The sequence below is a fragment of the Oleiharenicola lentus genome (assembly GCF_004118375.1).
Lineage (GTDB): Bacteria > Verrucomicrobiota > Verrucomicrobiia > Opitutales > Opitutaceae > Lacunisphaera > Lacunisphaera lenta.
The window spans coordinates 1,872,582-1,898,751 of the sequence record NZ_SDHX01000001.1; the positions used below are offsets into that span (position 1 = coordinate 1,872,582).

26 protein-coding genes and 1 tRNA gene are annotated in these 26,170 nt (G+C 62.6%); 10 read left to right on the plus strand and 17 right to left on the minus strand.

Annotation, left to right across the window (positions count from 1 at the left end; translation table 11 throughout):
• Positions 1–99: 99 nt before the first annotated feature.
• From ESB00_RS07795 to coxB, 4 genes are read right to left on the minus strand one after another with little or no spacing between them, the layout of a single operon-like run.
• On the minus strand, positions 100–453 hold the full coding sequence (locus ESB00_RS07795; protein ID WP_129047144.1) for a cytochrome C oxidase subunit IV family protein: 354 nt from the start codon (positions 451–453) through the stop codon (positions 100–102).
• A gap of 1 nt (position 454) precedes the next feature.
• Positions 455–1,288, minus strand: a complete 834-nt coding sequence (locus ESB00_RS07800; protein ID WP_129047145.1) for a cytochrome c oxidase subunit 3 — start codon at positions 1,286–1,288, stop codon at positions 455–457.
• Positions 1,289–1,337: 49 nt separating this feature from the next.
• Complete coding sequence (gene ctaD / locus ESB00_RS07805) at positions 1,338–3,350, minus strand: cytochrome c oxidase subunit I (protein WP_129047146.1); 2,013 nt, start codon at positions 3,348–3,350, stop codon at positions 1,338–1,340.
• A 40-nt stretch (positions 3,351–3,390) separates the two neighbouring features.
• Positions 3,391–4,683: a cytochrome c oxidase subunit II gene (coxB, locus tag ESB00_RS07810; RefSeq protein WP_179954376.1), complete on the minus strand. Its 1,293-nt coding sequence runs from the start codon at positions 4,681–4,683 to the stop codon at positions 3,391–3,393.
• A 230-nt stretch (positions 4,684–4,913) separates the two neighbouring features.
• Here coxB and ESB00_RS07815 point away from each other — a divergent pair, with 230 nt between their 5' ends.
• Positions 4,914–5,450: a plastocyanin/azurin family copper-binding protein gene (locus ESB00_RS07815; RefSeq protein ID WP_129047147.1), complete on the plus strand. Its 537-nt coding sequence runs from the start codon at positions 4,914–4,916 to the stop codon at positions 5,448–5,450.
• Between the two features lie 86 nt (positions 5,451–5,536).
• On the opposite strand, the gene proC is transcribed toward ESB00_RS07815, so the two are convergent.
• The 5 genes from proC to ESB00_RS07840 form a co-directional block, all read right to left on the minus strand.
• On the minus strand, positions 5,537–6,340 hold the full coding sequence (gene proC, locus ESB00_RS07820) for a pyrroline-5-carboxylate reductase (RefSeq protein WP_129047148.1): 804 nt from the start codon (positions 6,338–6,340) through the stop codon (positions 5,537–5,539).
• 7 nt (positions 6,341–6,347) lie between these two features.
• Positions 6,348–7,475: a response regulator gene (locus ESB00_RS07825; RefSeq protein ID WP_129047149.1), complete on the minus strand. Its 1,128-nt coding sequence runs from the start codon at positions 7,473–7,475 to the stop codon at positions 6,348–6,350.
• Between the two features lie 63 nt (positions 7,476–7,538).
• The gene (folD, locus tag ESB00_RS07830; RefSeq protein WP_129047150.1) at positions 7,539–8,420 is read right to left on the minus strand and encodes a bifunctional methylenetetrahydrofolate dehydrogenase/methenyltetrahydrofolate cyclohydrolase FolD; all 882 of its coding nucleotides are present in this window, start codon (positions 8,418–8,420) and stop codon (positions 7,539–7,541) included.
• A 57-nt stretch (positions 8,421–8,477) separates the two neighbouring features.
• Entirely contained in the window at positions 8,478–9,263 is a 786-nt protein-coding gene (locus ESB00_RS07835) for an SH3 domain-containing protein (protein WP_129047151.1), read from the minus strand.
• Positions 9,253–10,029, minus strand: a complete 777-nt coding sequence (locus ESB00_RS07840) for a pseudouridine synthase (protein WP_129047152.1) — start codon at positions 10,027–10,029, stop codon at positions 9,253–9,255. The genes ESB00_RS07835 and ESB00_RS07840 overlap by 11 nt, the downstream gene beginning before the upstream one ends.
• Before the next feature lie 64 nt (positions 10,030–10,093).
• Here ESB00_RS07840 and ESB00_RS07845 point away from each other — a divergent pair, with 64 nt between their 5' ends.
• From ESB00_RS07845 to ESB00_RS07865, 5 genes are all read left to right on the plus strand, one after another.
• Positions 10,094–11,323, plus strand: coding sequence for a sulfite reductase subunit alpha (locus tag ESB00_RS07845; RefSeq protein ID WP_129047153.1), 1,230 nt, complete (start codon positions 10,094–10,096; stop codon positions 11,321–11,323).
• A 69-nt stretch (positions 11,324–11,392) separates the two neighbouring features.
• Entirely contained in the window at positions 11,393–12,139 is a 747-nt protein-coding gene (gene fabG, locus ESB00_RS07850) for a 3-oxoacyl-[acyl-carrier-protein] reductase (RefSeq protein WP_129047154.1), read from the plus strand.
• Between the two features lie 39 nt (positions 12,140–12,178).
• Positions 12,179–12,439: an acyl carrier protein gene (locus ESB00_RS07855; RefSeq protein WP_129047155.1), complete on the plus strand. Its 261-nt coding sequence runs from the start codon at positions 12,179–12,181 to the stop codon at positions 12,437–12,439.
• 88 nt (positions 12,440–12,527) lie between these two features.
• On the plus strand, positions 12,528–13,781 hold the full coding sequence (gene fabF / locus ESB00_RS07860; RefSeq protein WP_129047156.1) for a beta-ketoacyl-ACP synthase II: 1,254 nt from the start codon (positions 12,528–12,530) through the stop codon (positions 13,779–13,781).
• A gap of 89 nt (positions 13,782–13,870) precedes the next feature.
• Positions 13,871–13,946: transfer RNA gene (locus ESB00_RS07865), tRNA-Phe, on the plus strand.
• A gap of 39 nt (positions 13,947–13,985) precedes the next feature.
• Here ESB00_RS07865 and ESB00_RS07870 read toward each other — a convergent pair.
• A complete protein-coding gene (locus ESB00_RS07870; RefSeq protein WP_129047157.1) occupies positions 13,986–14,330 on the minus strand; it encodes a hypothetical protein in 345 nt (114 codons plus the stop codon).
• 29 nt (positions 14,331–14,359) lie between these two features.
• A complete protein-coding gene (locus ESB00_RS07875; RefSeq protein ID WP_129047158.1) occupies positions 14,360–14,794 on the minus strand; it encodes a hypothetical protein in 435 nt (144 codons plus the stop codon).
• Between the two features lie 132 nt (positions 14,795–14,926).
• Between ESB00_RS07875 and ESB00_RS07880 the strand changes: the two genes are divergently transcribed.
• From ESB00_RS07880 to ESB00_RS07895, 4 genes are all read left to right on the plus strand, one after another.
• On the plus strand, positions 14,927–16,300 hold the full coding sequence (locus ESB00_RS07880) for a sigma-54-dependent transcriptional regulator (RefSeq protein WP_129047159.1): 1,374 nt from the start codon (positions 14,927–14,929) through the stop codon (positions 16,298–16,300).
• Between the two features lie 7 nt (positions 16,301–16,307).
• Positions 16,308–18,068, plus strand: coding sequence for a glycosyltransferase family 39 protein (locus ESB00_RS07885; RefSeq protein WP_129047160.1), 1,761 nt, complete (start codon positions 16,308–16,310; stop codon positions 18,066–18,068).
• A 69-nt stretch (positions 18,069–18,137) separates the two neighbouring features.
• Complete coding sequence (locus ESB00_RS07890) at positions 18,138–19,316, plus strand: outer membrane beta-barrel protein (RefSeq protein ID WP_129047161.1); 1,179 nt, start codon at positions 18,138–18,140, stop codon at positions 19,314–19,316.
• Positions 19,317–19,338: 22 nt separating this feature from the next.
• A complete protein-coding gene (locus tag ESB00_RS07895; protein ID WP_129047162.1) occupies positions 19,339–21,492 on the plus strand; it encodes a GumC family protein in 2,154 nt (717 codons plus the stop codon).
• Positions 21,493–21,499: 7 nt separating this feature from the next.
• On the opposite strand, the gene ESB00_RS07900 is transcribed toward ESB00_RS07895, so the two are convergent.
• From ESB00_RS07900 to ESB00_RS07925, 6 genes are all read right to left on the minus strand, one after another.
• Entirely contained in the window at positions 21,500–22,144 is a 645-nt protein-coding gene (locus ESB00_RS07900) for a DUF1573 domain-containing protein (protein WP_129047163.1), read from the minus strand.
• A 124-nt stretch (positions 22,145–22,268) separates the two neighbouring features.
• Positions 22,269–22,613: an Hpt domain-containing protein gene (locus ESB00_RS07905; RefSeq protein ID WP_164976092.1), complete on the minus strand. Its 345-nt coding sequence runs from the start codon at positions 22,611–22,613 to the stop codon at positions 22,269–22,271.
• 11 nt (positions 22,614–22,624) lie between these two features.
• Positions 22,625–24,349, minus strand: a complete 1,725-nt coding sequence (locus ESB00_RS07910; protein WP_246026429.1) for a GspE/PulE family protein — start codon at positions 24,347–24,349, stop codon at positions 22,625–22,627.
• A complete protein-coding gene (locus ESB00_RS07915) occupies positions 24,327–24,515 on the minus strand; it encodes a hypothetical protein (RefSeq protein ID WP_129047165.1) in 189 nt (62 codons plus the stop codon). Before ESB00_RS07915 ends, ESB00_RS07910 begins: the two co-directional genes overlap by 23 nt.
• Positions 24,512–24,919, minus strand: a complete 408-nt coding sequence (locus ESB00_RS07920) for a response regulator transcription factor (RefSeq protein ID WP_129047166.1) — start codon at positions 24,917–24,919, stop codon at positions 24,512–24,514. Before ESB00_RS07920 ends, ESB00_RS07915 begins: the two co-directional genes overlap by 4 nt.
• The gene (locus ESB00_RS07925) at positions 24,916–26,067 is read right to left on the minus strand and encodes a hybrid sensor histidine kinase/response regulator (RefSeq protein WP_129047167.1); all 1,152 of its coding nucleotides are present in this window, start codon (positions 26,065–26,067) and stop codon (positions 24,916–24,918) included. The genes ESB00_RS07920 and ESB00_RS07925 overlap by 4 nt, the downstream gene beginning before the upstream one ends.
• Positions 26,068–26,170 lie beyond the last annotated feature (103 nt).

Consider the following 26,170-nt stretch of genomic DNA (forward strand, 5'->3'; position numbering starts at 1 on the left):
ACAGACACGAATTGCACGATTTGCCCTGAACGCAAGGAAGTGTGCGGGCACAAAAAAGCCGCGGCCGAAGCCGCGGCGGTGAAAACGGGGGGACTAAACTCAGAAGAGCAGCAGCGCCGGCGTGGCCGAGAGCGGCACGCTGGCCTCGGCCCCGAAGAGGTGGAGCAGGGCCCACATCGTGCCGCCGGCAAGGATCAGCCCGATGAAGAAGAGCACGGTGCAGAACGCCTTGTCCCAGCGCAGGTGCATGAAGTAGAAAATAACGAAGAGGAACTTCACGGCGGAAAGCACGCACAGCGAGGTGACGATCAGCCACGTGGCCAGCGGCATGTAGATCAGCACGACCTCGATGCCGGTGATCACCGACAGGATCATGGCGATCTGGATATAAACGTGAAACTTGCTCGGCTCGTGGTGGCCGGCGTCGGCGTGAGCGGTGGCGGGAGCGGACATGTTAGAGATACTCCAGGAGATAGACGGCGGTGAAAATGATGATCCAGACGATATCGACGAAGTGCCAGTAGAGACCGATGGCCTCGACGTCGCCGGCGTTTTTCTCGCCGAACTCAACCTGACCGTGGTCGCGGCCGAGCCAGAAGCTCAGGGCGAGGGCCGCGGCACCGACGGCCAGCGGCACGCCCGCGTGCTTGAGGAAATCGCCGAAGCTCAGGCCATAGACCATCTCGATCAGTCCGGGGACGAACCAGATGAAGGAAACTGCCATCACCGTGCAGATCGCACCGAGGTGAAGGAAGTTCTTCAGGAGTCCGTTGCCATGGAGCGGCTTGAAAGTGCGCACATACATCATGCCCAGCAGGAGCACACCGATGGCCACGTGGGTGCCGTGGGTGCCGGTCAGGGTGTAGAAGGTCGAGCCGAAGATGCTGTTCGTGAGCTTCATGTCGAAGGACTTCACGAAGTGCTCGAACTCATAGACCTGGCCGCCGAGGAAGATGCAGCCAAAGAACATCGTGCCGAGCAGCATCGAGCGGGTGCTCTTCACGTTGCCACGCTGGATCGCATTCACGGCGAGGGCCATGAGCAGGGACGACATCAGGAGGATGAACGTCGAGAACGAGGTCAGCTCGATGTTGAAGACCTTGGTCGGCTCCGCGTTGCCCGGGGGCGGGTTGAGGCGGTAGACGAGATGCGTCGAGATGAGGGCGCCGAAGAACATGCAGTCCGAGGCAAGGAAGGCCCACCAAAGGAGCTTCTTGTTCGGAATGCCGGTCGACGTCGTGTGGTCGTGGTGATGGTCGATGGCGCCAGTGGCCGCGTGACTGCTCATGAAAGGAATAGGGTCAGGTGATCTGAGAATCGGTGATCGGAGCGGCGGATCAATGGTGGCCGCCGCGCGATTCGGTCATCTTGCCATCCTTGCCCAGATGAAGGTGGTAGCCGCCGGGACCCTCGAGGGACCAGAGGTAAAGCCCGAGGACCATGATGACGCCGCCGAAGATGGCGAGGGGGAGGTGATTGGCCAGAACCTGGTTGCCAAAGAAGGTGACCGGGTGCCAAAGCTGGCCGAAGTTGTAGGCTCCGATGAGGAGGCCGATGGCGGCCACCAGCGGATACCAGGACTGGTCGGGCATGTGGATGCCGCCGTGGGCCTCCTCCGCCTTGATGTTTTCGGCGCGCTCCTTGGCGATCTCCTCCCGGTGGGTCTTCTCATACCACCAGCCGTCGCGAGCGTGGACCTTGGGGATGGCGTCGAAATTGTGCTCCGGCGGGGGGGAGGGGATGGACCACTCAAGCGTGCGGGCGTCCCAAGGATCGTTGCCGCACTTTTCGCCCTTGAAGAAGGTCCAGACGAGCACCGCGAAGTAGGTGAAGATGCCGACGCCCAGCAGGTAGGCTCCCATGGTGGCGAAGAAGTTGCCCTCGTTCCACCCCATGTTGCCGTCGTAAGTCCAGGTGCGGCGGGGCATGCCGTTCAGGCCGAGGAAGTGCATCGGGAAGAACGTGGCATTGAAGCCCACGAAGATGATCCAGAAGGAGAGCTTGCCCCAGAACTCCGGCACGAGGCGGCCGAAAAATTTCGGGAACCAGAAATGTATCGCGGCCAGCAAGGCAAAGGTGGCGCCGCCGATGAGCACGTAGTGGAAGTGGGCAATGACGAAGTAGCTGTCCTGCTGCTGGGCGTCGGCCGGGGCGGCGGAGTGCATGATGCCCGAGAAACCGCCGAGCATGAACATCCAGATGAAGCCGAGCGCGAACATCATGGGGGTGCGGGTCACGATGCGGCCGCCCCAGAGGGTGCCGATCCAGTTGAAGATCTTGACGCCGGTCGGCACCGCGATGGCCATGGTGGCGAGCGAGAAGGCCGCCGTGGCGATCGTGCCCATGCCGGTGGTGAACATGTGGTGGCTCCACACGCCGAAGCCGATGAAGCCGATGGCCGCGCCGGAGAAAACCACGATCGGGTAGCCGAAGAGCGGCTTGCGCGAGAAGGTCGGGAGAATCTCCGAAACGTAACCCATCGGGGGCAGAATCAGGATGTAAACTTCCGGGTGGCCGAACACCCAGAACAGGTGTTGCCAGAGGATGGGCTGGCCGCCGCCGGAAACCTCGAAGAAACTGGTGCCGAAGTTGCGGTCCATCATGACCTCGACCAGCGCGATGGCGATGGCGGGCAGGGCGAGAATGAGGAGGAAGCTCGTCACGAGGGCCATCCACACGAACACCGGCAGGCGCATCATGGTGAGGCCGGGCGCGCGCATGTTGATGATCGTGACGATGAAGTTGAGGGAGGCCACGATCGAGGAGAGGCCGAGGATTTGCAGGCCGAGGACCCACATGTCGGTGGAGATGTCCGGCGTGAACACCTTGGAGGTGAGCGGGGCGTAGCCGAACCAGCCGATGTCCGGGGCGCCGCCGAAGCCCTTGAAGGCGTCATGCACGTGGGAGAGCCAGCCGAGGTTCAGCAGAATGGCGCCGACCACCCAGGTCCAGAGGGAGAACGTGTTGAGACGCGGGAAAGCAACGTCGCGGGCACCGATCTGGAGCGGGATGAGCAGGTTGAAGAACGCCGCGTTGAGGGGCATCACCGCGAGGAAGATCATGGTGGTGCCGTGCATCGTGAACAGCTCGTTGTAGAGCTGGGCACTGATGAAACGGTTGTTCGGCAGCATGAGCTGCGTGCGGATCAGCAGCGCCTCTAGGCCGCCGATCAGGAAGAAGAGGATCGCGAAGCCGGCATACATGAGGCCGATCTTCTTGTGGTCCACGGTGGTCAGCCAGCTGACCAGACCAGTCTTGGCCGTCGGGCGGGCAAACAATTGGAATGTCTGGGTGTCGGCGTGCGCGGGGGCGGAGCCGGTGTAGTCGGATTTGGCGATGGCTTGGGCCATAGTAAAGGGTCCAGGGTCTGGGTTCTAGGGTCGAGGGCGCTTACTTCAGGCTGTGCAGGTAGGCGACCAGGGCGTCGATCTCGGCGTCGGTGAGGGTGAACTTCGCTTGCTTGGTGTTCACGTCGATGTAGCCGCCGTGATACATTTTGTTGCCAGGTTTGAAATAGTTGGGGTCCTTGATCCACTGGTGCAGGCGCTCGGCGGAGTTGTCGAGAACCCCGGCCGCGATCGAGGTGCGGGCGCCGAGGTGGGTGAGGTCCGGCCCGGTGATGCCGATGCCTTCGTGGCCGCGGACGGTATGGCAGGTGATGCAGGTTTTCTCGGCAAAGAGCTTGCGGCCCGTGTCGATCAGCGAGGCATTCTCGCCAGCCTCGTGCTTTTGCTTGGCCTGCCAGCCGGCGAAGGGGTTGGCATCAAAATCCGGCGAGCTGCCGAGCGTGCTGCCCGGGGCGGTTTCCTTCAGGCTGGCGAATTGCACGCGGGGAGCGGCGGCCTCGGCCTGCAGCGACTGGGCCGTGACCGTGCGGGCCGGCAGCTTCTGGTTGGCGAGCCATTTCGCGTAGTCCTCCTGACCAAGCGCGATGACGCGGAACTTCATGATCGCATGGGATTCGCCGCAATACTCGGCACACTGGCCGTAGAAATAACCGGGCTTGTCGGCCTTGAACCAGAGGTGGTTGGCGCGGTTGGGCATCATGTCCACCTTGCCGGCCAGCTTGGGAATCCAAAAGCTGTGGATGACGTCGATGGTGCGGAGATTCACCCGCACGGCAACGCCCGCGGGCACGACGAGTTCGTTGCCGGTGACCAGCGGGGCTTCACCGCCGAGCGGTTGCGGCACCATTTCGTTCGGATACTCGAATTTGAACCACCACTGGTAACCGGTGGCATTGATTTCGATCGCGTTGCCCTTCTCGGCCTCGGGCACGTCGTAGGTATACCAGATACCCTGCAGCGTCGGGATGGCGATGATGACCAGGAGTGCGACGGAGCCGGCGATGAGGCCGATCTCCACCAGCGGATTGCCATGGCCGGCCTCGGCGGGCGGTTCGGCATGCTCGTCGGCCTCGCTCTTGGCGCGGAACTTGATCTGGGCGTAGGCCAGAACGGCGCCGGTCACCACAAAAATGAAAGTGGTCACGTAAACGGTGACCATGAAGAGATCCCACTGAGATTTGGCGACCGGACCGGCGGTGACCATGGTGGACTGCGGGCCGCTCATGTTGAAGACCTCGGCCAGCTTGCAGCCGGAGAGGGTCAGGAGGGCGAGGCCGGCGGCCACGGCGGTGGCCAGACGCGAAATGAGGCGGGTGACGGACTGTGTGCGGGTCATGTGTAACGAAGGCGGCATCAGCGGTGTGCGCCGGGCCGAGAGTATCGGGGGAGGCTTCGGAATTTATCGGGCATTTCAACCGCAAAAAAAGAGCAATTTTTGCGTAGCCAACGACTCACGAATGATTTTGCGCGAGGATATTAATCCGACTGCACCGGGCATTAGTGCGGCGGGGATTTTTGCGTTCCGCGGTTGCGCGGGCCGCGCGAGTGTGGCAGGTTGCGCGCCCCATGAAACCCTCCATCGCCCTTTCTCTGCTCGCTTGCGGGCTCGTGTTAACCGGTTGCGGCAAAAAAGAGGAGGCTGCGCCCTCCACGTCGGCTACGCCGGCCGCATCCACGCCGGCGGCTGCTCCTGCCGCGGCCGCGGCTCCGGCCGCTCCGGCCGCCGCCGTCATCGAGATCACGGCCAATGATGCCATGAAATTCAGTGTCACCCGCTTTGAGGTCAGTCCCGGCCAGCAGGTGAAGCTCACCCTGCGCAACATCGGCACCATGCCGAAGGCGGCGATGGGGCACAATCTCGTCATCCTGAAGAAGGATGCTGACGTGAAGGCCTTCGCCGATGCCGCCGTAATGGCCGCTGCGACGGATTATTTCCCCGCCGCCAAGGCCGATCTGGCCATCGCCCACACCAAGCTGCTCGGGCCGAAGCAGAGTGAGGAAATCGACTTCACCGCGCCCGCCGAGGCTGGCGAGTATCCGTTCATTTGCTCCTTCCCTGCACATTTTCTCGCGGGCATGAAGGGCGTGATGGTGGTCAAATAATCGCCATTCCCTCTTTCCGATCCAACGAGCCGGGCCCCGCGCCCGGCTTTTTCATTTTTGTGCGAACACGCGGACGCCGGGCGGGATCAGTCTTGGGAGAGTTCGCCAGCCCGGCGGGTGGCGGCAGCGACGGTTTCCTTCAAAGTTTCGCGAAACTCCCGCCGGGCCAGAACCTGCAGGCCGGCGTAAGTGGTGCCATTGGGCGAGGTGACCTTGTCGCGCAAGGCCTCGGGCGTCTCGCCGGTGCGGGCCAGCAGGCGGGCGGCACCGAGGACGGTTTCGAGCGCCATCCGCGGGGCAACGTCGGACGGGAGCCCGGCGGCGAGGGCGGCGTCGCGGAGGCCGGCGACAAATTCAAAGAGGAAGGCCGGACCGCTGCCCCCGACGGCGGTGAGCGCGTCGAAATACTGTTCGTCAAGCGGGAGGCAAACGCCGAGGGCTTCGAGAATCCGGATGACCAGGGCGCTGTCGTCAGGGCTGAGCGGATGCAGCGAACAGAAAGGCGTGATGCCGGCGCCGATGGCGGCTGGGGTGTTGGGCATCGTGCGCACCAGGTTGCGGGCGAGGGGGAAGGTGCGGGAGAGGGTAGACAGTTTTTTGCCGGCGAGCACGGAAAGCACGAGTTTGCCGCGCGTGAGTTCGGCGAGGCGCGGATCGGCGGCTGCGAGCGACTGCGGCTTGAAGGCAACGATGACGACATCGGCCGGCCCGAGCAGTTGGGCCAGGTCGGGCTGGTGGGCGATGCCGGTGGAGGCGGCAAGGCGGGCAGCGGTTTCGCCGCCCTTGCTGGTGCAGGCGATATCCTCGGGCACGCAGACCTGGTGGGCGAGCAGGCCGCGGATGATGGCGGAGGCAAGATTGCCGGCGCCGAGAAATGCCAGCTTCGCCATGGGCAGGTCAGGCCGGCTGGCGGTTACGACGCTCCAACGGGTGGCGGATGGTGCAGATCGCACCGCCGCCCTGACGGTCGGAGAGGGTCACTTCTCCGCCCAAGTTGCGCATCGAGTGGCGGGCAATGGTGAGACCCATGCCGACTCCGACGGTGTGCTTGGTGCTGGTGAAAGGTTCAAACGCGTGGTCACGGATCTCGGGATCGATTCCGCGGCCGCGGTCCTCAATGTGGATGAGGGCGAAGCGGCCTTCCTGCGGTTTCTCCACCACCTCCGTGCGAATGGAGACGGAGCGCTGGTCGGGAGGTGCGCCTTCACCGTAACTTTCCCAGGCGTTCATCACGAGCTTCGCGATGACTTCCTCGAGCAGCTCGACGTTGGTCTCGATGAGGACTTCACCGGCGCCGTGCTGCACCGACACGGGCTGGTCGATCTTGTATTCGATCTGGTAGCGGCGGATGCCGCTGTCGATCATGCGGGCCAGGCTGGCGCGGATGAGCGGCGGGCGATTGCGCACGACGAGGGTGGTGAGCTGCTTGATGATGCCGACGATGCGGTTGACGGCGTCCTCGAGGTGCTGGGAGTTTTTCTTAACCAGCTCGGGCTTGTCGTGGTAGGCCTTGATGAGATCAACGTAGCCAATGACGACGCCGAGGAGATTGTTGAGGTTGTGCGCGATGCCCTGGGTGACGGCGCCAATGGTGGCGGCACGGCGGGAATCGCCGAGGCGGCGCTGCAGGTCCACAAGCTCGCGGTTGATCTGCACGAAACGTAGCTGCGTCTGCACGCGGGCCAGGGTCTCGTCGAGGTCGATCGGTTTGGTAATGTAATCCACGGCCCCGACACCGAGGCCCTCGATCTTGCCCTCCTTGGTGGTGCGGGCGGTGATGAAAATGATCGGTATGGACTTGGTCTCCGGCTCGGCCTGCAGACGCTGGCAGACCTCAAGACCGTCCATGTCCGGCATCATCACATCGAGGAGGATGAGGTCGGGTTTGTCGGCGCTGATGAGGTTCAGGGCCTCCTGGCCCGAATAGGCGGCCACCACCGTCATCCCTTCGCGTTCCAGTTTACGTTTCAGCAGCTGGACGTTGATGGGTTGGTCATCAACCACGAGAATCTTGGGCGTCGCCATAGGGGAGTTCGGGACAGGCAAGCGGTTTTGGCGCTCGCTGGCAAGAGCCGTTGCGACCGACGGTTATGACGCGTGGGCGGTGTTCTGGCGGTGGGCCTTGACGGTGTTGGCCATGAGCATGGCCACGGTCATGGGGCCCACGCCACCCGGGACCGGCGTGATCTTGGCGCAAAGGGGTGAAACGCTCGGGAAATGGACGTCACCCGTGAGTCGGTAACCGGTTTTCTTGGTGGAGTCGGGCACACGGTTCACGCCGACGTCGATGACCACTGCGCCGGGTTTGACCATGTCGGCGGTCACGAATTCGGCCTTGCCGATGGCGGCGATCAGGATGTCGGCCTGGCGCGTGAGGGCGGGCAGGTTGGCCGTTTGCGAATGGCAGATCGTGACGGTGGCGTTGGCCCAGGCCTTGCGCTGGACGGCGAGCAGGGCCGCGGGTTTGCCGACGATGAGACTGCGGCCGAGAACGACAACGTGTTTGCCGGAGAGGGAAACATTTGCGCGACGGAGCAGTTCCATGATGCCCGCGGGTGTGCAGGCGACGAAGCCAGTTTCGTCCTCCTGCGCGAGTTTGCCGAGATTCATGGTGTGGAAACCGTCCACATCCTTGTGCGCGGCGATGCGGCGGAACACGGCGACCTCGTTGATGCCCTTGGGCAGCGGGGACTGGACGAGAATCCCGTCCACGGATGGGTCGGCGTTCAGCCGATCTATGAGCGCGAAGAGCTCGTCCTGCGTGATGGTGACCGGCGGGAAAATCAGGCGGCTCTCGATACCGATCTCGGCGGAGGTCTTTTCCTTCTTCTTGACGTAGGAGACGGACGCCGGGTCGTCGCCCACGCGCACAAGTGCGATGCAGGGTTTGCGGCCGGTGAGGGCGGCGACCTCGGTTTTGAGTTCGGCGATGATGGTGGCGGCGATTTGGTTGCCGTCGATGAGTTCCATGGTGGCGGGAATGAAAAGGCCGGCACGCGGAGCGGCCGGCCGGGAAGGAGGGGAGAACTACTTCTTCAACAGCATCGACTCGGCGGCAATCACGAGATCCTTGCCGTCAACGGTGTTGCGGATGGTCCCCGTGATGGAAACCTCGCGCTCAAGGTAGGATTGGATTTGATCGGTGAGCAGCAGGCGCTTCGTGTCGATGTAGGCGAAGCGGCGGCCGTTGCTGTCGGTGAGCTGGTAATCGTAGGGCGGGTTGGGATTGATGATGGCGCGGCGTGCCAGGACAAACCGGCCGGCGAAGAGGCGAGGCAGATCGGCGGTGTTACCGGTGAGCGGGACGGCCCGGCCCAAGTTGGAACTGGGGGCGGCCGGGGCGGGATTGACCGTGGGGGCCAGCGGGGTGAGCGAAGCCACCGGATCGGGTGCGAGGTTGGCCGCGGCGGCGGTGGCGACGAAGCCCTGGAGTTTCTTGGCGAATTTGACCTGCACCCAGTCGCCGCCGGCCAGGCCGACGACCTCGGTCTTGTCACCCTCCTGGGCGACCGTGAGCGCAGGAGCGTCCTTTTTCGGCGCAGCGAGGATGCCGCCACCGGTCCGGACCGAGAGATCCTTGGTGATGTCGCGGTTGTGGGCGTAGCCCTCGAAAGTGCCGGAGATCTCAACGCGGCGCCAACCGGCCGGCGCGTCGCCGGTGTAGACGATGGTGTTGCCGGCCTTGAGGCGGACGAGGACGGGTGACTTAGGGTCGGGCTGCACGAAGACGGCGGCATCGGCGGGCAGGATGTCGGCGGCGCCGAGGCGGACGGCCAACGAGAGGAGCAGGAGGCAGGCGATATTAATTTTCATCGGAGTCAGCGGCCGGGCCGTCGCGGCGGGGCGAGGGCGGCACGGCGAAGAGGGATTCGATTTCCTTGGTAGAAAGTTGTTTCACGCCGCGCAAAGGAATTCCTTTCAGGCGCAGCGCGCCGATCTGGTAGCGGCGCAGGCGGCGGACCTCGAAGCCGAGGGCGGTGAAGAGCAGGCGGATCTCGCGTTTCTTGCCGTGGTGCATGTGCACGTCGAGCTCGGTGGAGGTCTGGTCGCGCGACGGGTTGACGAGAAACGCGCGCTCCACCTTGTGACGTTCGCCCTCGTGCAGGATGCCGTGCAGGAGCGAGCGGATGCGTTTCACGGGGAACGGTTCCTCAAGAGAGACGTAGTAGCGCTTCACCACGACGTTCGACGGGTGCATCAGGCGGTTGGCGAGATCGCCGTCGGAGGTCAGGATGACGAGGCCCTCGCTGTCCTTGTCGAGGCGACCGGCGCAGAACAGGCGGAGCTTGGCCCACTCCCGGGGCAGCAGGTCGAACACGGTCTGATCGGCGTGCGGATCGCTGTTGCTGCAGACCACGCCTCGGGGCTTGTGCATGACGAGGGTGATGCGCGGCTGGGCGGTGGTGCGCACGGGTTTGCCACGCACGGTGACCTTGTCGATGCCCGGCTCGACTTTTTGGCCGACGGTGGCGGGCTGGCCGTTGACGTAAACTTCGCCCCCGGCGATGAGCATCTCGGCGGCGCGACGCGAGCAAAGCCCGCTGTCGGCGATGAATTTCTGGATACGAACGGGCTCCATGTCAGGGCGATGGCAGGCCCGCCGGGCCGGAGCAACAAGGAAAGCCCGTCTTGGGCGCCGGCGTATGGCAAGAATCGTGCTTGCCACGCCTCGGCGCCGGAAGGCAAATCCGGCCCCCTCCATGAGTTCCACGCCCGCTCCGACCTCCGCCTTCCACAAGGACAATCCCTTCCCGGCCCGCCTGACCGAGAACCGCCTGCTCAACAAGCCGGGCTCGCACAAGGAGACGCGGCACCTCGTGGTGGACATCGCGGGCAGCGGCCTGACCTACAAGGTCGGTGATTCGCTGGGCGTTTTTGCGACCAACCGTCCGTCGGAAGTGGAAGAGATCCTGCACCGGCTCGGCGTGAGCGGCAACGAGATGGTGTCGCCGCTCATGCTCAAGCTGGCCGCCCCGATTCCGCTGCGCGAGGCGTTGCTCGGCCGGCTCGCGTTGGCGAAGCCCACGCGCAAGTTTGTCGAGCTGCTCGCGGCCAAGGCGACCGACGAGGGCGACAAGGCCAAGCTCGCCGTGCTGCTCGCGCCCGAGGGCAAGGACCAGCTGGCCGGCTATCTCGAGGATCGGGAATACATCGACCTGCTCACGGAGTTTCCCAGCGCACGGCTCGCGCCGCAGGAGTTGGTGGACCAGTTGCGCAAGCTTATGCCGCGCCTCTATTCGATCGCGTCGTCGGCCAAACCTTATCCCACCGAGGTTCATCTCACCGTGGCGATCGTGCGGTACGAGACGAACCACCGCTCGCGCGTCGGCGTGTGCAGCACCTTCCTCGCGGACCGCGCTGCGCTGAACACCACGCCCGTGCCCGTGTTCGTGTCGGATTCACATTTCGGCCCCCCGGAAGACCTCACGAAGGACATCATCATGGTGGGGCCGGGCACGGGCATCGCGCCGTTCCGGGCCTTCATGCAAGAGCGGGTCGCCACGGGTGCGACCGGCCGCAACTGGGTGTTCTTCGGCGACCAGCACCGCGCCACGGATTTTCTTTACGAGGAGGAATGGCTCAAATGGCAGGGCGAGGGCCGGCTGGCGCGTCTCGACCTGGCGTTCTCGCGCGACCAGATCCTCAAGGTCTATGTGCAGGACCGCATGCGTGAAAACGGAGCCGAGCTCTGGGCGTGGCTGCAGAAGGGGGCGCATTTCTATGTATGCGGCGACGCCAAGCGCATGGCCAAGGATGTCGATGTCGCACTGCATGAAGTGATCTCGCGCCACAGCGGCATGGATGCCGCGGCCTCGGCCGACTACGTGAAGCAGATGAAGAAGGACAAGCGCTACCAGCGCGATGTTTACTGAGCCGGCGCGAAACTTCGCGCTTGCGACAGGGAAGGGGAGCGCCTGCCATGGCGCTCCTCACCCCTCCTCATGAGCCTCACCTATAACAATCGTGTGGCCCTTGTCACCGGCGCCGGCCGGGGCATCGGCAAAGCCATCGCCGAGTTGCTCGCCAAGAACGGCGTCAACGTCATCTGCGTGAGCAAATCCGCCGACAGCTGCGGCGCGGTTGCCGCCGCCATCACCGCCGCGGGCGGCAAGGCCAAGGCGCTCGCCGTGGACGTGGCTGACGGCGCTGCCGTCGCCAAGGCCAGCGCCGACCTCCTCGCCGAATTTGGCCAGATCGACATTCTCATCAACAATGCCGGCATCACCAAGGACGGCCTGCTGTTCCGCATGTCGGAGGCCGACTGGAACAGCGTCATCACCACCAATCTCACGAGCTGCTACCACTGGACGAAGCATGTCGGGCGCTCGATGACGACGAAGCGCTGGGGTCGCATCGTGAACATCACCTCCGTGGTGGGCATCATGGGGAACGCGGGCCAGGCCAATTACTGCGCCGCCAAAGCCGGCCTGATCGGCTTCACCAAGTCCATTGCCAAGGAATTTGCCGCACGCGGTGTCACCTCCAACGCCGTGGCCCCGGGGTTTATCAAAACCGACATGACCGCGGCGCTTCCGCCCGAGGCCGCCGAGAAAATCACCTCGGTCATTCCGCTGAAGCGGCTCGGTGAAGCGGCGGATATCGCCCACATGACGGCGTTCCTATGCGCCGAAGAGGCCGGCTATATCACCGGGCAAGTTTTTACCGTTGACGGCGGCATGGTGATGTGATGCCTCTTCCCAAGTCCAATTTCATTAAATTTTACTCACATGGCTGACCAGAAAACCATAGAACAGCGCGTCAAGGAAATCATCGTTAACCAATTGAACGTTAACGAGGAGCAGATCACTCCGCAGGCTTCGTTCCTGGATGATCTTGGCGCCGATTCGCTCGACACCGTCGAGCTGATCATGGCGTTCGAAGAAGAGTTCAAGGACGAGATCAAGGGTGAGATTCCCGAGTCCGATGCCGAGAAACTCCAGACTGTCGGCGATGTAATCGGCTACATCCAGCAGAAGGCCGGCAAGTAATATCCATTGGCTTTTGAACTGATCGCTCTACCGTCTGGCCCCTCGCTGGCCCGGTAGGGCGATTTTATTTTTCCACCTGTATCTCTCGATGGAATCCGCTGCACCCACCTCTCGTCGCGTCGTAGTTACCGGCATGGGCGTCATCACGTCGCTCGGCCACAACGTTCCTGACTTCTGGAACAACATTCTGGCCGGCAAGTGCGGCGTGGACCGGATTTCGCTCTTTGATGCGAAGGACTTCAGCTGCCAGATCGGCGCCGAAGTGCGCGGTTTCGATCCCGCCACCATGATGGATCCCAAGGAGGTTCGGCGCAACGACCGCTACACCCATTTTGGTTTCTGCGCCGCCAAGCAGGCCGTGGCCGACGCCAAGCTCGACATGGCGAAGGAGGACCTTGATCGCGTCGGCGTGATCATCGGTTCCGGTATCGGCGGCATGTGGACGATTGAGACCCAGCATAAGGTTCTCCTCGAAAAGGGTCCGCGCAAGGTCTCGCCCTTCATGATCCCCGCGCTGATCAGCAACATGTGCTCCGGCCTGGTGGCCATCGAGCTGGGCGCACGTGGACCGAATTTCTCGGTGGTGAGCGCCTGCGCCACCGCCACGCACGCCATCGGAGAGTCGTTCCGCATGGTGCGCAGCGGCGATGCGGATGTCATGGTGTGCGGCGGGGCCGAGGCCTCGATCACGACTCTGGCCTACGCGGGTTTCTGCTCGATGAAAGCCATGAGCACCAACAACGACAACCCGCAGAAGGCGAGCCGCCCGTTCGATCTCAACCGCGACGGTTTCATCATGGGTGAAGGCTCGGGGGTGCTCGTCATCGAGAGCCTGGAGCACGCGCAGGCGCGCGGCGCCCATATCTATTGCGAACTCGCGGGGTATGCCGCGACCTGCGACGCCTTTCACATCACGCAGCCGGATCCCGAGGGCAAGGGGCTCTCCCAGGCGATGTCCCGCGCGCTCAAGGATGCGAAGGTGCTGCCGGAGCAGATCGACTACATCAACGCGCACGGAACCTCCACGCCTTACAACGACAAGTTCGAAACGCTCGCGATCAAGAAGGTCTTTGGTGAGGCGGCGAAGAAAGTCATGGTCAGTTCCACCAAGTCGATGACCGGTCACCTCCTCGGTGCCGCCGGCGGCATCGAAGCGGTCATCAGTGTGAAGACCATCCAAAGCGGCGAAGTGCCGCCGACGATCAACTACGAGACGCCTGATCCGGACTGCGACCTGGATTACGTGCCCAACGTCAAGCGCACGGCCAAGGTGAATACGGTGCTGACCAACAACCTTGGGTTCGGTGGGCAGAACGCGGCGCTGGTCTTCCGCAAGGTCTGAGCCGGCCCTGCGGCACGTTTCGGGAAATTCTCAAATTACCCGTTGACGCGTCCGAAAGCCGTCCTTTTATCTCGCGCTCTTTCGTTTGGGGCAAGTTAGCTCAGTTGGTAGAGCAGAGGACTGAAAATCCTTGTGTCCTCGGTTCGATTCCGAGACTTGCCACCACTTTCAACCGCTTCTCCTGCCCGGGGAAGCGGTCTTTTTTTACCCCTGAGGCGAGCGCGTTCCGTCCGTGATGAGCACGATGCGCTCCGCGTTGATCGCGAGCATGTCGCCCGAGGAAAAGGTCACGAGCAGCACGCCGCCCAAGGCTTTGGTCGAACGGATGCCCCTGACGGACACGATTTTGCCGTCGCCCTGAAAGTAGATGACGAGACTCTTGAGCGACATCTGCGATACCGCGGCTGCATAACCGGAGGCGAGCTCGCTGACCGTGGTCTGCACCACGACGTTTGTGGGCGTTGGGACCGCGGTGATTGGCTCTGCATCTGCGCCCACGAGCGTGCCCGCCAAGCCGAGGCTAATTAGGACCAATCGGATGGTTTTCATCGCTGTGCAGTCAGTCAGGTTTAGCGGTCTCAACCTTTCGGTGTCTCGGGCGCTGGGGTATAGCGGGCGTAGGCAAAGTCGAAGGCCGCCAGCTCTTCCACGGCGGCAGGCATGGTTTCGTAGCCGACCTTGCCCGCTACCACGGGAACAATTTGTAGCGGCGTGCGCAGACGAAGGGTCTTGGAGCGGATTTCGGCTCTGAATTTCAGATCGGCCGACAGCTTGTTTTCTATCCTCAATTTTAGCAGCGGTTTCGACTCGTCCTTGACCAGGGTGAAGATGACCTGGGCGGCGGGATCGGCTTCCCGGCTGATGGCGGCAAGGCGCAGTTTCTTGGGCTGGACGTCAAACCGGATATAAACCGTCTCCCCGGGTTTCACGACCACATCCTTGAGCTTGTCGGCGGCGCGGCTGAGCGGGGCAAGGATGGCGAGGGCAAGCAAGGTGAGCAGAAAACGCTTCATGGTCGGGGTATAGGTATTTTTGTGCGTGAGGGGAGTCTCCTTCCCGGCCGGCTTCAATAGTGAAGTTGGTCCTGCGTCATCTCGTCTCATTTACCCGTTGACCGATCGTAAAAGCGCGGGCTTCATCGCGACATGGTGCCCAGCGTTCTGATCGTTGATGACGAAAAGCACACCCGGGAGGGCCTGCAACAGGCGTTGCAGGAGAACTACGATGTGACGGTGGCCGCGAATGCCGATGAGGCCTTCAACCTGATGGATGCGCAGGAATTCGAGGTGATTTTGACCGACTTGCGCATGCCGGGCAAAAGCGGCCTCAAGGTGATCGATAAGGCTCTGGCGCTGCCCAACCGGCCGGCGGTGATCATGATGACGGCCTACGGCAGCATCGATTCTGCCGTCGAGGCGATGAAGCGCGGTGCCGTGGACTTTCTCACCAAACCCGTGCAAATCGAGCGGCTGGAGATCCTCATCCAGCGGGCGCTCAAGACCAAGACCCTCGAGGTCGAGGTCAAGCAACTGCACGAACGGCTCGACGAGAAGTTCAACGTCGGCGCCATTGTGGGACACTCGCCCCGACTCGCCGAGGTTATCGAGCGGGTGAAGCTCGTGGCGCCGTCCAAGGCCACCATCCTGATCGAGGGCGAAACCGGCACCGGCAAGGAGCTGATCGCCCAGGCGATTCACCAGGCCAGCCCGCGCGCCCGTGCGGCCTTCGTGCCGGTGCACTGCGCGGCGTTGCCGGCCACGCTGCTGGAGAGCGAGCTGTTCGGCCATGAGCGCGGCGCCTTTACCGGTGCGACCGAGCGTCGGGAGGGGCGCTTCGAACTCGCCGATGGCGGCACGGTGTTTCTGGATGAGATCGGCGAGATCGGTCCCGAGATTCAGGTGAAACTCCTGCGCTTCCTCGAGACCAAGAGCTTTGAAAGGGTTGGCGGGACCAAGACGCTCAACGTGGACGTGCGCCTCGTAGCCGCGACCAACCGCAACCTTGAGCAGATGGTCAAGGAAGGGAAATTTCGCGAAGATCTCTATTTCCGCCTGAACGTTGTGCGCATCACCACACCGGCGCTGCGGGAACGAGCGGAGGACATCCCGGTGCTGCTGGAGCACTTCATCAAGGTTTACGCCAAGGAAAACGCGTATGAGCCCGTGCAGGTCGAGACCGGTGCCATGCGCCACCTACAGGCCTATCCCTGGCCGGGCAACATCCGCGAGCTGCGCAATTTTGCCGAGAACGCCGTAGTGCTGCGGCGCGGAGGCAAGATGACGGAGTTTGATCTCGAGCCGAAGTTCCGGGGCGAGGCCGCGCCGCCGCCCTCGATGGTCACGCCCACGCCGGCCAATCCGCTCTCGGTGGAGGAAAACGAAAAGCGCCTGCTCCGTGAGGCCCTGATGAAGGCGCGCGGCAACCGCACGCGCGCCGCGACGCTGCTCGGCATCAGCCGGCGCACCCTGCACCGCAAGATCGCGCAGTGGCCGGAACTGGACGTGGTGGATCGCGGCTGAGCGCGCGATGAGTTCACCGCAACAACTCATCCACTGGATGGAGCATGGGCGCGGAGCGCGCTGGATGCTGCTGGCGGTGGTACTCGTGGGAGCCCTGTTGCTCTCGACCATCTATTCCTGGAAGCAATTTCATGGTATCCCGACGGAATTTTCTATGCAACAGGCCGTGCTGGCCCGTCAGCTGGCGCGGGGCGAGGGATTCACCACGCTGGCCAATTATCCGCAGACCTACGCGGTCCTTGACGCCCGGGGCGTGGCTTTTGACGAGCGCAAGGCCTACCCCGAACTGCACCATGCGCCGCTTTACGCTTTGGTGTTGGCCGGTGCTTTTGCCGTCCTGCCGGAAACGTTCTGGCAGAAACAACCACTGCCACCGGACGGGTGGGGGCCGGACTACGTCGTGCTGGGAGTGAACGTCTTGTTGTTCTGGTTGGCCGTCTGGTTGGTGTGGCGCCTCGCGCGCCGGCTTTTCGACACGCGGGCGGCGTGGTTGGCGACATTGGCTACTGCGCTTTCCGTGCCGCTCTGGGAGCAGACCGTCACGGTCACGGGGCTGCCCGTGTTTCTGGTACTCATCGTCGCATTGTTCAATGTGTTGGCCGGGTTGGAGGAAAAACTGGCCGAGAATCCGGCATGGTCTTGGTCGGTCGGGTGGCGGGCGGCGGTCCTGGGAGCGCTGGGCGGTTTGTTGTTTCTGACCGAATACTCCGCGGGTCTCGTTTCCCTCGTGATTTTGGGCTATCTGCTGGTGCGATTGCCCGGATCCACCCGGTTGCCGGCTGGCGGGATTCTGGCCGCAACGTTCCTGCTGCTGGTCGTTCCCTGGCTCGTGCGCAACACGCTGGTTGCGGGCCACCCCCTGGGGTTGGCCTGGCAGAATCTCGCGCTCAAGGCCGACGATCCCACGGCCGAGCCGTCGGCGCAGCGCAACCTGGCCTCAACCGAGGCGCCCGGCCTCGACTTGAACAAACTCGGCAACAAGGGGCTCACCGGGTTGGAACTCAACCTCACGGAACGCCTCTGGTCGGGGGGCGGACTCGTGCTCACGGCTTTTTTCGTCGCTGGACTCGCCTACCGCTTCCGCCACGGGCCGGTCAACCGCGTGCGTTGGTGCTTTGCGACCGTGCTGCTCGTGCTGCTGGCGGGACAGGCCTTTTTCAATTCCGGCGAAAGTCCGCGGTTGCCGGCGCATTATCTGGCGCCGCTGGTCATTGTTTTCGGGGTCGGTTTTTTCCTCGTGCTCGTCGACAGTCAGGCCGGACTCAGCCAGCACTGGAAATGGGTGGCTGCGGGGCTGCTGCTCCTGCAAGGCCTGCCGCTGAGCCGGGATTGCCTGGAACCGCGGCGGATCCATTTCCATTACCCGCCTTATTTCCCGAACCTCTTCATGGAATTGCGCAGCGACATGCAGCGGCGGTTTCTGCCTGGGACCGGGGTTGCGACCGATGTCCCCGCTGGCACGGCTTGGTATGGACAGCTCAGGGTCTGGGCCAAGCCGGAACGGCTGAGGGATTTTTCGCAGATCATCGTCGAGCAGAACATCGGCGCCATGCTGCTCACACCTGTCACGCTGGACCGGCCGTTTTTCACCGAGCTGGCCGCGCGCAAGGACGACACGATCAGCCTCACGGACTCGGGCGGGTGGGGTGGGGTCTATGCCGGTTTGGTCACACGGCGCATGCCCGCCAGTTTCCCGCTGAACATGCCCCCGCAGAAGCTCACCGAGAACATGGTCCTGTTGGTCAATTCCCACACGGTGGTTCGCTAGGCAAATTGAATTGCATGGGCCGAAAATATCGGCCTTAAGTCTGCAACGCCTAACGCCTTGGCCCAACCTATGAAAACGACTCTACGCACGTTCTTGGCCGCCGCCGCGCTCCCCTCGATCGCACTGGCAGTTTACGCTCCCATCCCCGAACAGGAACAAGGCAAAGCCCTCAGCTACCGACTTGGTGCCTCCACCTACCACGACAGCAATATTTTTGGCGGCGCGACCAACGAGATCGACAGCATGGTTTACAACGTCAACGCGGCGATCTCCTACAACGGTTCCGTGAGTGACCAGACCTTCGCTTCTGGTTCTTACGAAATCAGCAACGACCACGTCGCCGACCGACCCGGGAAACAGAATCTCACCAGCCACAGCCTGAGCGGCCGCATCGCGCACTCCTTTGCCCAAGATACGAACATTGATCTGAGCGCGGCCTACAACATCGCAAAGAATCCGCAGTCACTGCTGGCCGGCGTGCCGCTGAACACCGATCAGTCATTCAAACGCGGTCAATTCGACGGCCGCTACACGACGGCCGCCGGCGCCAAGACCGGGGTCGTGGTGAAATACCGTTACATCAATTTCTCCTACGACAACGCGGCCCTGGCCACCGACCTCGACCGTGATGAAAATCTCGCCGGCCTTGAGCTCAGCTACGCCTACTTGCCCGAGACCAAGCTGGTGGCAGAATACCGGCACCAGACCATCGGTTACGACACGGCCAATGCGCTGAAGGACAAGACCTCGAATTATTTCATGGTCGGCGGCGACTACAACCCGGGCAAGGACATCATGTTCTCGGGCCGCGCCGGTTTCGAAAAACGTGACCGCGACAACGGTTCCGACACGACCGCCCCGTATATCGAGCTGAGCTCACGTTACGCCTACGCCGAAGGCTCTTTCTTCGCCGCCGGCTACGTGCACACCATCGAGGAGCCCTCCGATGTGGATCGCTTCACTGACACGCAGGTCAATCGACTCTTCGTCAACCTCCAGCATCAGCTGAGCGGCGCCTTCACCTTTTCCGGTTCGATCACGTATGAGCCCTCCGAGCTCCAGGGACGCCCCGGTGTCAACGTGGACGTGGAAGAAAAAACCACCCGCCTCGGTCTCGCCCTGTCCTGGCGCCCCACCAAGAACTGGACCGTCATTGGCAGCTACGATTACGACGACGTGAACTCCGACGATGTGAACCGCGGCCAGAATCGCGACCGTCTCGGGGTTTCCGCCCGCTTCACCTTCTGATCCGGCCTGACCACAGGCACTCATGGCTTTTTCCCCGGTCAGCAAGGACAGCGCGACGCTCGGTGATTTCGTCGGCCTGCTGCGCCTGCGCAAGGGTCTCGTCTTTCTCGTGCTCGCGCTCGTGGTCCTGACCACGCTCGGTGTCACCGCCTTGCTGCCCAAGTGGTATCTCTCCACGACCAAGATCAGCGTCCAGAAACCTGAGAGCGAGGTGAAGCTCTTCCAGGCCCAGAACAACAGCTACTACGATCCGTATTTCATCCAGGATCAGTTCAAGATCATCCAGTCGGAGAAAATCATCTACCCGGTGATCGACGCCCTGGGGCTCAACGCGATCCTGGGAAAACAGCTGAACAACGGCGCGCCGCTGCCCTCGGCCATCACCTACAAATACATGCTCGACAAGATGGTGCGGCCCGATGCGCCTCGCGCTTCGTCCATCATCGAGATCAACGTCTTCGCTCGCGACAACCGTCTGGCCGCCGAGATCGCCAACGCCATTGCCCGGGTTTATGCCGAGGACCGCATCGCGCTTGCCACCGCCGACCAGCGCGAGGGTCTCGCCCAGCTCCGCAAGGAACTGGTGAAGCAGGAGCAGGCCGTGACCGACCAGCGCGATCATGTGGAGAAGCTTCGCAAGGAACTCGATATCGCCGGCGTCGATCTCAGCCAGCGTTACACTGACATGGACATCGAGACGCTGCGCCAGATGCAGAACTCGCTCATCGCCCTGCGCGTGGATGCCATCGGCCGCAAGACCCGCTGGGAGAGATTCCGGGGGATTCCCACCGCTGACCGTCGCAACCTCGTCAATTCCGAGCTGATCCAGGACACCAACATCCAAAGCCTGCTGCAGGCCTACCTCGTCGCCGAGCAGAACGTCACGCGGCTGATGGGGCGCCTCGGTTCCGCCCATCCCGACCTCATTGCCGCGGTCGAGAATGGCGCCAAGATCCAGCAGCAGCTCGACAGCCAGCTCCGCGGGTATGAAAGCTCGCTGGAGATGGCCTACAAGGAGGCCGAGGCGCGGGTGACCGAGCTCGAACGCCAGCTGGCCCAAGCCAAGGTGGACCAGATCCTCTCGGCGCGTGAGCGCATGCGACCGTTTGAGGAAGCCACCACGAAGCTGGAAGATGAGCAGCGCTTGCTCACCACGCTCAAGCTGACTTTGCGCCAGCGGGAAATCGATTTTCAGGTGCCGAAAAAAACCATCGAGATCCTCAACACGGCCGAGCCCGCCAGCTACGCCAGCAAGCCCAACTGGCCGCTTAACATTCTCTTCGCCTTTGTGTTCGGCTCCATCCTCGGAGTGGGCGCGGCGGTGCTGCTCGAGTATTTTGACACCAGCTTCCGCAACGTGGCCGATGTCGAAGGCAAACTCGGGCTGCCGGTGCTCGGAGTCATTCCGCATCTGCCGGAACCGCCGGCGTTGCATGATGCCACGGCCCCGGAGGGCGAGCCTTACCGGGTGCTCCAGACCAATCTCAACCTGGCGCTGCCAGCGCGGCAGTCTTCGGTGCTGGTCGTGTTGTCGTCGGGACCTGGTGAAGGCAAGTCCACCACGCTGCGGCAGCTTGCGCTGTGCATGGCGGCCGCGGGGGAAAAGGTTCTGCTCATCGACTCCGACGTGCGCCGGCCCACTCAGCACAAGCTCGCGACCCTGCCGCGCGAGCCCGGTCTGACCGACATTGTGCTCAACAAGGTCGGCTGGGAGGCGGCCGTGCAGCGCGACAAATCCGGCCTGATTGATTTCATTCCCGCCGGCGCGCTCGCCAACAATATCACGCTGGGCCTGCTTTACGCGAACAAGCTGCGCGAACTCGTGGCCCATTGCCGCAGCCGTTACGACAAGGTGCTGTTCGATTCACCGCCGATCATCGGCGTGAGCGACGCTTCGGTGCTGGGGAGCCTGGCCGACGGCATCGTGCTGCTCATCCAGCATCGGAGAAATCCCGAGAGCATGGTGCAGCGGGCCAAGCAGATCATCGACCAGCAGGTGAAGGTGCCGGTGATCGGCGTGGTCCTCAACCAGGTCCCCACGGGATCGGGTGAAGACTACGGTTACTACACCAACAACTACTCCTATTATTCACACGAGAAGCCGGCGGTCGCGGGCAAGGCGGCTGAACGAGGAGCCGAGCGGCTTGATCTCGACGAGAAACCCCGTCGGCGCTGAACCGGCCTTACCGCACGTTGCCGAAGGCGCTGAAGACGATGGCCTGACCGTCGGCGCCTCGGCCATGGAGGCGGAATGCCGCGCTGGCGGCGTTGTGGGTGGAGCGCGGTGAAACGTGCAGCCGGTAATGCTTTCCTGGCCTGATGGTCTCCAGTCTGGTCGCGAATGCATCACTGGTGCTTTTCACCTCCGTGAGGATGAGGCTCACCTCCGGGGCGACGACAATCTCCACGATTTGCTCGACGCTCTCAGCCGCGACTTTCCATTCCAGGCTGCGGGGCGTGAGCTCCGCGGCTTCCGGGACATTGAGCTGCACCGTCAAAGCGACCGGCGTGGCGGATTCATCGGTCGTGACCAGGATGGTGCGCCGGAGCTGACCGTAGCGGTCGGCGAGGGAAAACCTGGCATTGATCCGGCCGCTTGCTCCGGGCGCGATCACCTTGGCGCTGGGAGTGGCCTCCAGGCAGTCGCAGCTCGAATCCACCCCGAGGATCGTGACGGGTTTCCCGGAGGTGTTGGTGAACTCGAAATACGCCTCGGCGTTCTTCTGCAGCGGCGCAGGATTGAGCGAGAGGTGCTGGGTTTTCCATTCGAGTGCGACGGCGGGCGCGGCGACGGACAGAAGGATGAGGACGGCGGCGAGCGACTTCATGGGTGAACGCCGATGCAAACGCCGTTTCGCAGCGGCTGCAATCACCAGAAATATGCCGTGTGGGGCTATCCCGGTTGCCTATCCGTGCGATCAGTAGCCTGAAGCGGCCTCTGGCCACGGCTGCTTAACGCAGCTGTTTGAGCGCCTCGGCCACTTGGGCGAACTCGGCCTTGAGCGAAGGGTAGGTGGCTGCGGCTTCGGCGAAGGCAGCGGCTTTGCCCTGCTTCTCCATTTCCAATGCAACCTGAGCCAAGCTCGTTGCGCCGAAATTGCTGCAGCTACCCTTGATCGTGTGCGCGGCGCGCTGGAGCAAAGGCGCATCCTGCGCGGCGAGCGCCTTGTCCAGTTCGGCGAAGCGTTGCGGCACATCCTCAAGGAACACATCAATCAGTTCGCGGAGAAACGCCGGGTCTTCGGGATTGAGGTCACGAAGGGCGGCAATGGCATCGGGATCAACGGTGGCGTTCATGGCGTTTGGGGTCAGGAGGCCCATTCGAAGGAGGTGTTTTGCTCGATCTCGTCAATCGTGGTGAGCCCGAGGAGCACTTTGCGCAGACCGTCGTAACGGAGCGGCTTGTAGCCGACGCGAGCGGCGGCACGGGTGATTTCCTGGGTGCTTTTGCCCTCCGCGATCAGCTGGCGGACTTCCTCGGATACGAGCACCAGTTCGTGGAAGGCGATCCGGCCCTTGTAGCCGGTGCCACGGCAATGGGTGCAGCCCTTGCCGCGATAGAACGGAACCTCGGCGAGACCCTCTTCCTCGAAGTAGCGGAGCAGGACGTCACGGGAGGGATAGTAAGCCTCCTTGCAGCGTTCGCAAATGCGGGCGGCGAGGCGCTGGGCCAGCACGCCGATGACGGAGGGCGCGACCATGTAGGGCTCGACCCCGATTTCCATCAGGCGGGTGATGGCCTGCGGAGCTGTGCTGGTGTGCAGCGTGGCCAGCACGAGGTGGCCGGTGAGCGCCGCCTCGGTGGCGATCTTGGCGGTTTCCAGGTCGCGAATTTCACCGATGAGAATGACGTCCGGATCCTGGCGCAGGAAGGAGCGCAGCAAGGTGGAGAATTTCAGGTCGATGTGGCCGTTGACCTGACTTTGGGTGATGCCGTCGAGCTGAATTTCGACCGGATCCTCGATCGTGGCGATGTTGATGGAGGGGTCGTTGATGTCGTTGAGCGTGGCGTAGAGCGTGGTGGTCTTGCCGCTGCCGGTTGGTCCAGTCACGAAGAGGATGCCGCTGGGATTCTGGGCGAGGCGCTTGAGCGGGTTAAGGATGGGCTGCGAGATCAGCATGCTCTCGAGCGTCACCATCGATTTTTTCCCCGTGGCGGCGAGAACACGTATGACCACTTTCTCGCCGTGCGAGGAGGGGGTGCTGGAGAAGCGGAAGTTGGCCTTGCTGGTGCCGATGGTGAGCGAGAAGCGGCCGTCCTGCGGGAAGCGCGACTCGGCAATGTTGAGGTTGCAGAGGATTTTCAGGCGGGTGACGAGGGCCTGATGGAGTTTGCGCGTGAAAGTGATCACCTCGCGGAGCTTGCCATCCACGCGGAACCGGATGCGGGACTGGAATTCCAGCGGCTCGATATGGACGTCCGTAGCCCGTTCGCGCAGGGCGTAGTAGATCAGCTCGTCCAGCACCTTCACAAGCGATTCGGACTCCGCGATGGCATCCAGGCTGGCCGTGGTCGGATTCTTTTCCGCCTGACGGAACAGGTTGGACCGTTCCAATTCGCCCAGACTGTCCACGAGGGTCTTCTCGGTGCTGTATTGGATGGAAATGGCGTCCTGAATCTCATTGGGCAGACAGAACACCGGGCTGACCGGCACTTGGGCGATCTGCTGGAGACGATTGACGAGGCTGGTGTCCTCGGGGGCGGTCATCGCCACGGTCAACACACCGTCGATCATGTAAAGGCCGATGGCGGTGACTTTCTTGGCAATCTCGACCGGAATTTTTTCCACAGCCTCCTCGGTGATCGTGGAAGCGAGGACGTCCACGTAGGCGATCTTGATGGAGTTGGACCAGAGACGGCAGGCCTCGTCCTTGGGCAGCAGCTTTTGCTCAACCATCGCTTGCAGTTGCTCGAGCGTGCCGTGGCCATGCTGCTGGCCGAGCACGTCCAGCAGCATTTTTTCCGCCATGCCGAGGTAAGGCAGCTGACCGACCAGCTCGAGAAAGGCGTTATTTTTCGGCTTTGAGAGCACGACGGGGACGTTTTTTGGAGAACAGCTTGCCGATCTCGACCTGGTCCAGTTTTTCCATGGCGAAGGCCGGGGCCTCGCGCTCGAGTTTTACCTCGCGCAGCAATTGCGGGAGCGAATAGCGCACGCCGTTTAGCTGAAACGCATCGGTCTGGTTCGTCTCGCTCATGGGGCGGCGGCCTCCGTGTTGCCGGGGCCGAAACAATCGGCGATGATTTCCTCAAACCGGGCGCTCAGCTCCTCGCGGGGCGTGTCCTTGCGAATATAGTCCGTGGCGCCCAGGCGCACGCATTCCTCGACGGTTTGGCGGTTGGTGAGGGAGGTGAGCATGACCACGATGGCGTCGGGATCGTGCTGCCGGATTTGCCCGAGCGCCTGCAGGCCGTCCATGTTGGGCATGTTGACATCCATCAGCACCATGTCTGGCCGATGTTCCTGGTAGAGTGCCACCGCTTGGGCGCCATCACTGGCTTCAAGGATGCGCGGGTTGTCGTATTTGCGCAGCACAAGGCTGATAAACTTCCGAATGTGCGCCTCGTCGTCGGTCAGAAGGATGCTTTGGGGGTAGCTCATGCGGCGAGAAGGGGACGGGGGAACGTGATGCGGAAAATGCTGCCGCCAGCCGGGGCGTTTTCGGCCGAGATGCTGCCGCCGTGGGACTCCATGATCCGCTTGCAGATCGCGAGGCCCAATCCGGTGCTCTTCTCGCCGGCGGTTGGCTTCACGGAGGTTTGGCTGAAATCCTTGAACAGCTTGTGGCGCTCGCTCTCCGGGATACCGGGGCCCTGATCGCGCACCAACACCGAGCAGCCCTGCTCGTGGTGCTCGACGTTCACATGGATGACCGAGTTGGGCGGCGAGAACTTAATCGCGTTGCTGAGCAGGTTGTCGATGACCTGCTTGATCTTGTCGCCATCGATGTGGAGCTCGGTCTCGGCGTCGATGCCTTCCAGCTCGATGCGGGAACCCTTTTTGGCGGCGTTGATGTTGTTCAGGTAAACGGATTTGTTGAGCAGTTCGGCAATGGGGCGGATCTCGGGATGGATCTTCAGCTCGCCGGACTCGATCACGGAGATGTCGAGCAGCTCGTTAACCATGGTGAGCATGGACTGGCTGGTTTCCTGAATGGTCTTAACCAAGTCCAGCTGCTCCGCGCTGATCTCACCGACGGTGCCGTCGGCGAGGAAGTCGGCCAACCCGCGGATGGAGGCGAGGGGATTGCGGAGGTCGTGAGCCACGATGCCGAGCAGCTTGTTTTTGGAAGCGTTGGCCGCACTGAGCTGGGCCACCAACTGGCGCTGCTGCTCGTTGAGCAGTCGGTTTTGCAGGTGCGTGCGCAGGCGCGCGAGTGCCTCGCGGGCCTTGAACGGCTTGGGTAGGTAATCCACGCCGCCGGCGGCCAGGCCCTCGACGACGTCGTCGGATTCGGACTTGGCGGTAATGAAAATCACCGGCGCGAGCAGCTCGCCGTGTTTGGTTTTGAGGGTGCGGCAGGTTTCAAAGCCATTGATCCCGGGCATCATCACATCGAGGAGGACGAGATCAGGTTTGAACTCGTCGTAAGCGACCAATGCCTCCTCGCCGGAGTGCACGGAGCGAAGTTCGTAACCCTCTGTCTTGAGGATACCTGTCAAAATACGCACATTCAGCCGGTCGTCATCTACGATGAGGACTCGGCGACCAGCCAGCTCAGGCTTGGGCGTCTCTGGGGATGGGTTCATTGTCGTAATGCGCAGCCAGTTATACGGCACGCACCAGATTCTTCCTTAGGGTTATTTGGCGCCGCCCTAAGATATATCATGAAATCCTGATGCGATGATATTT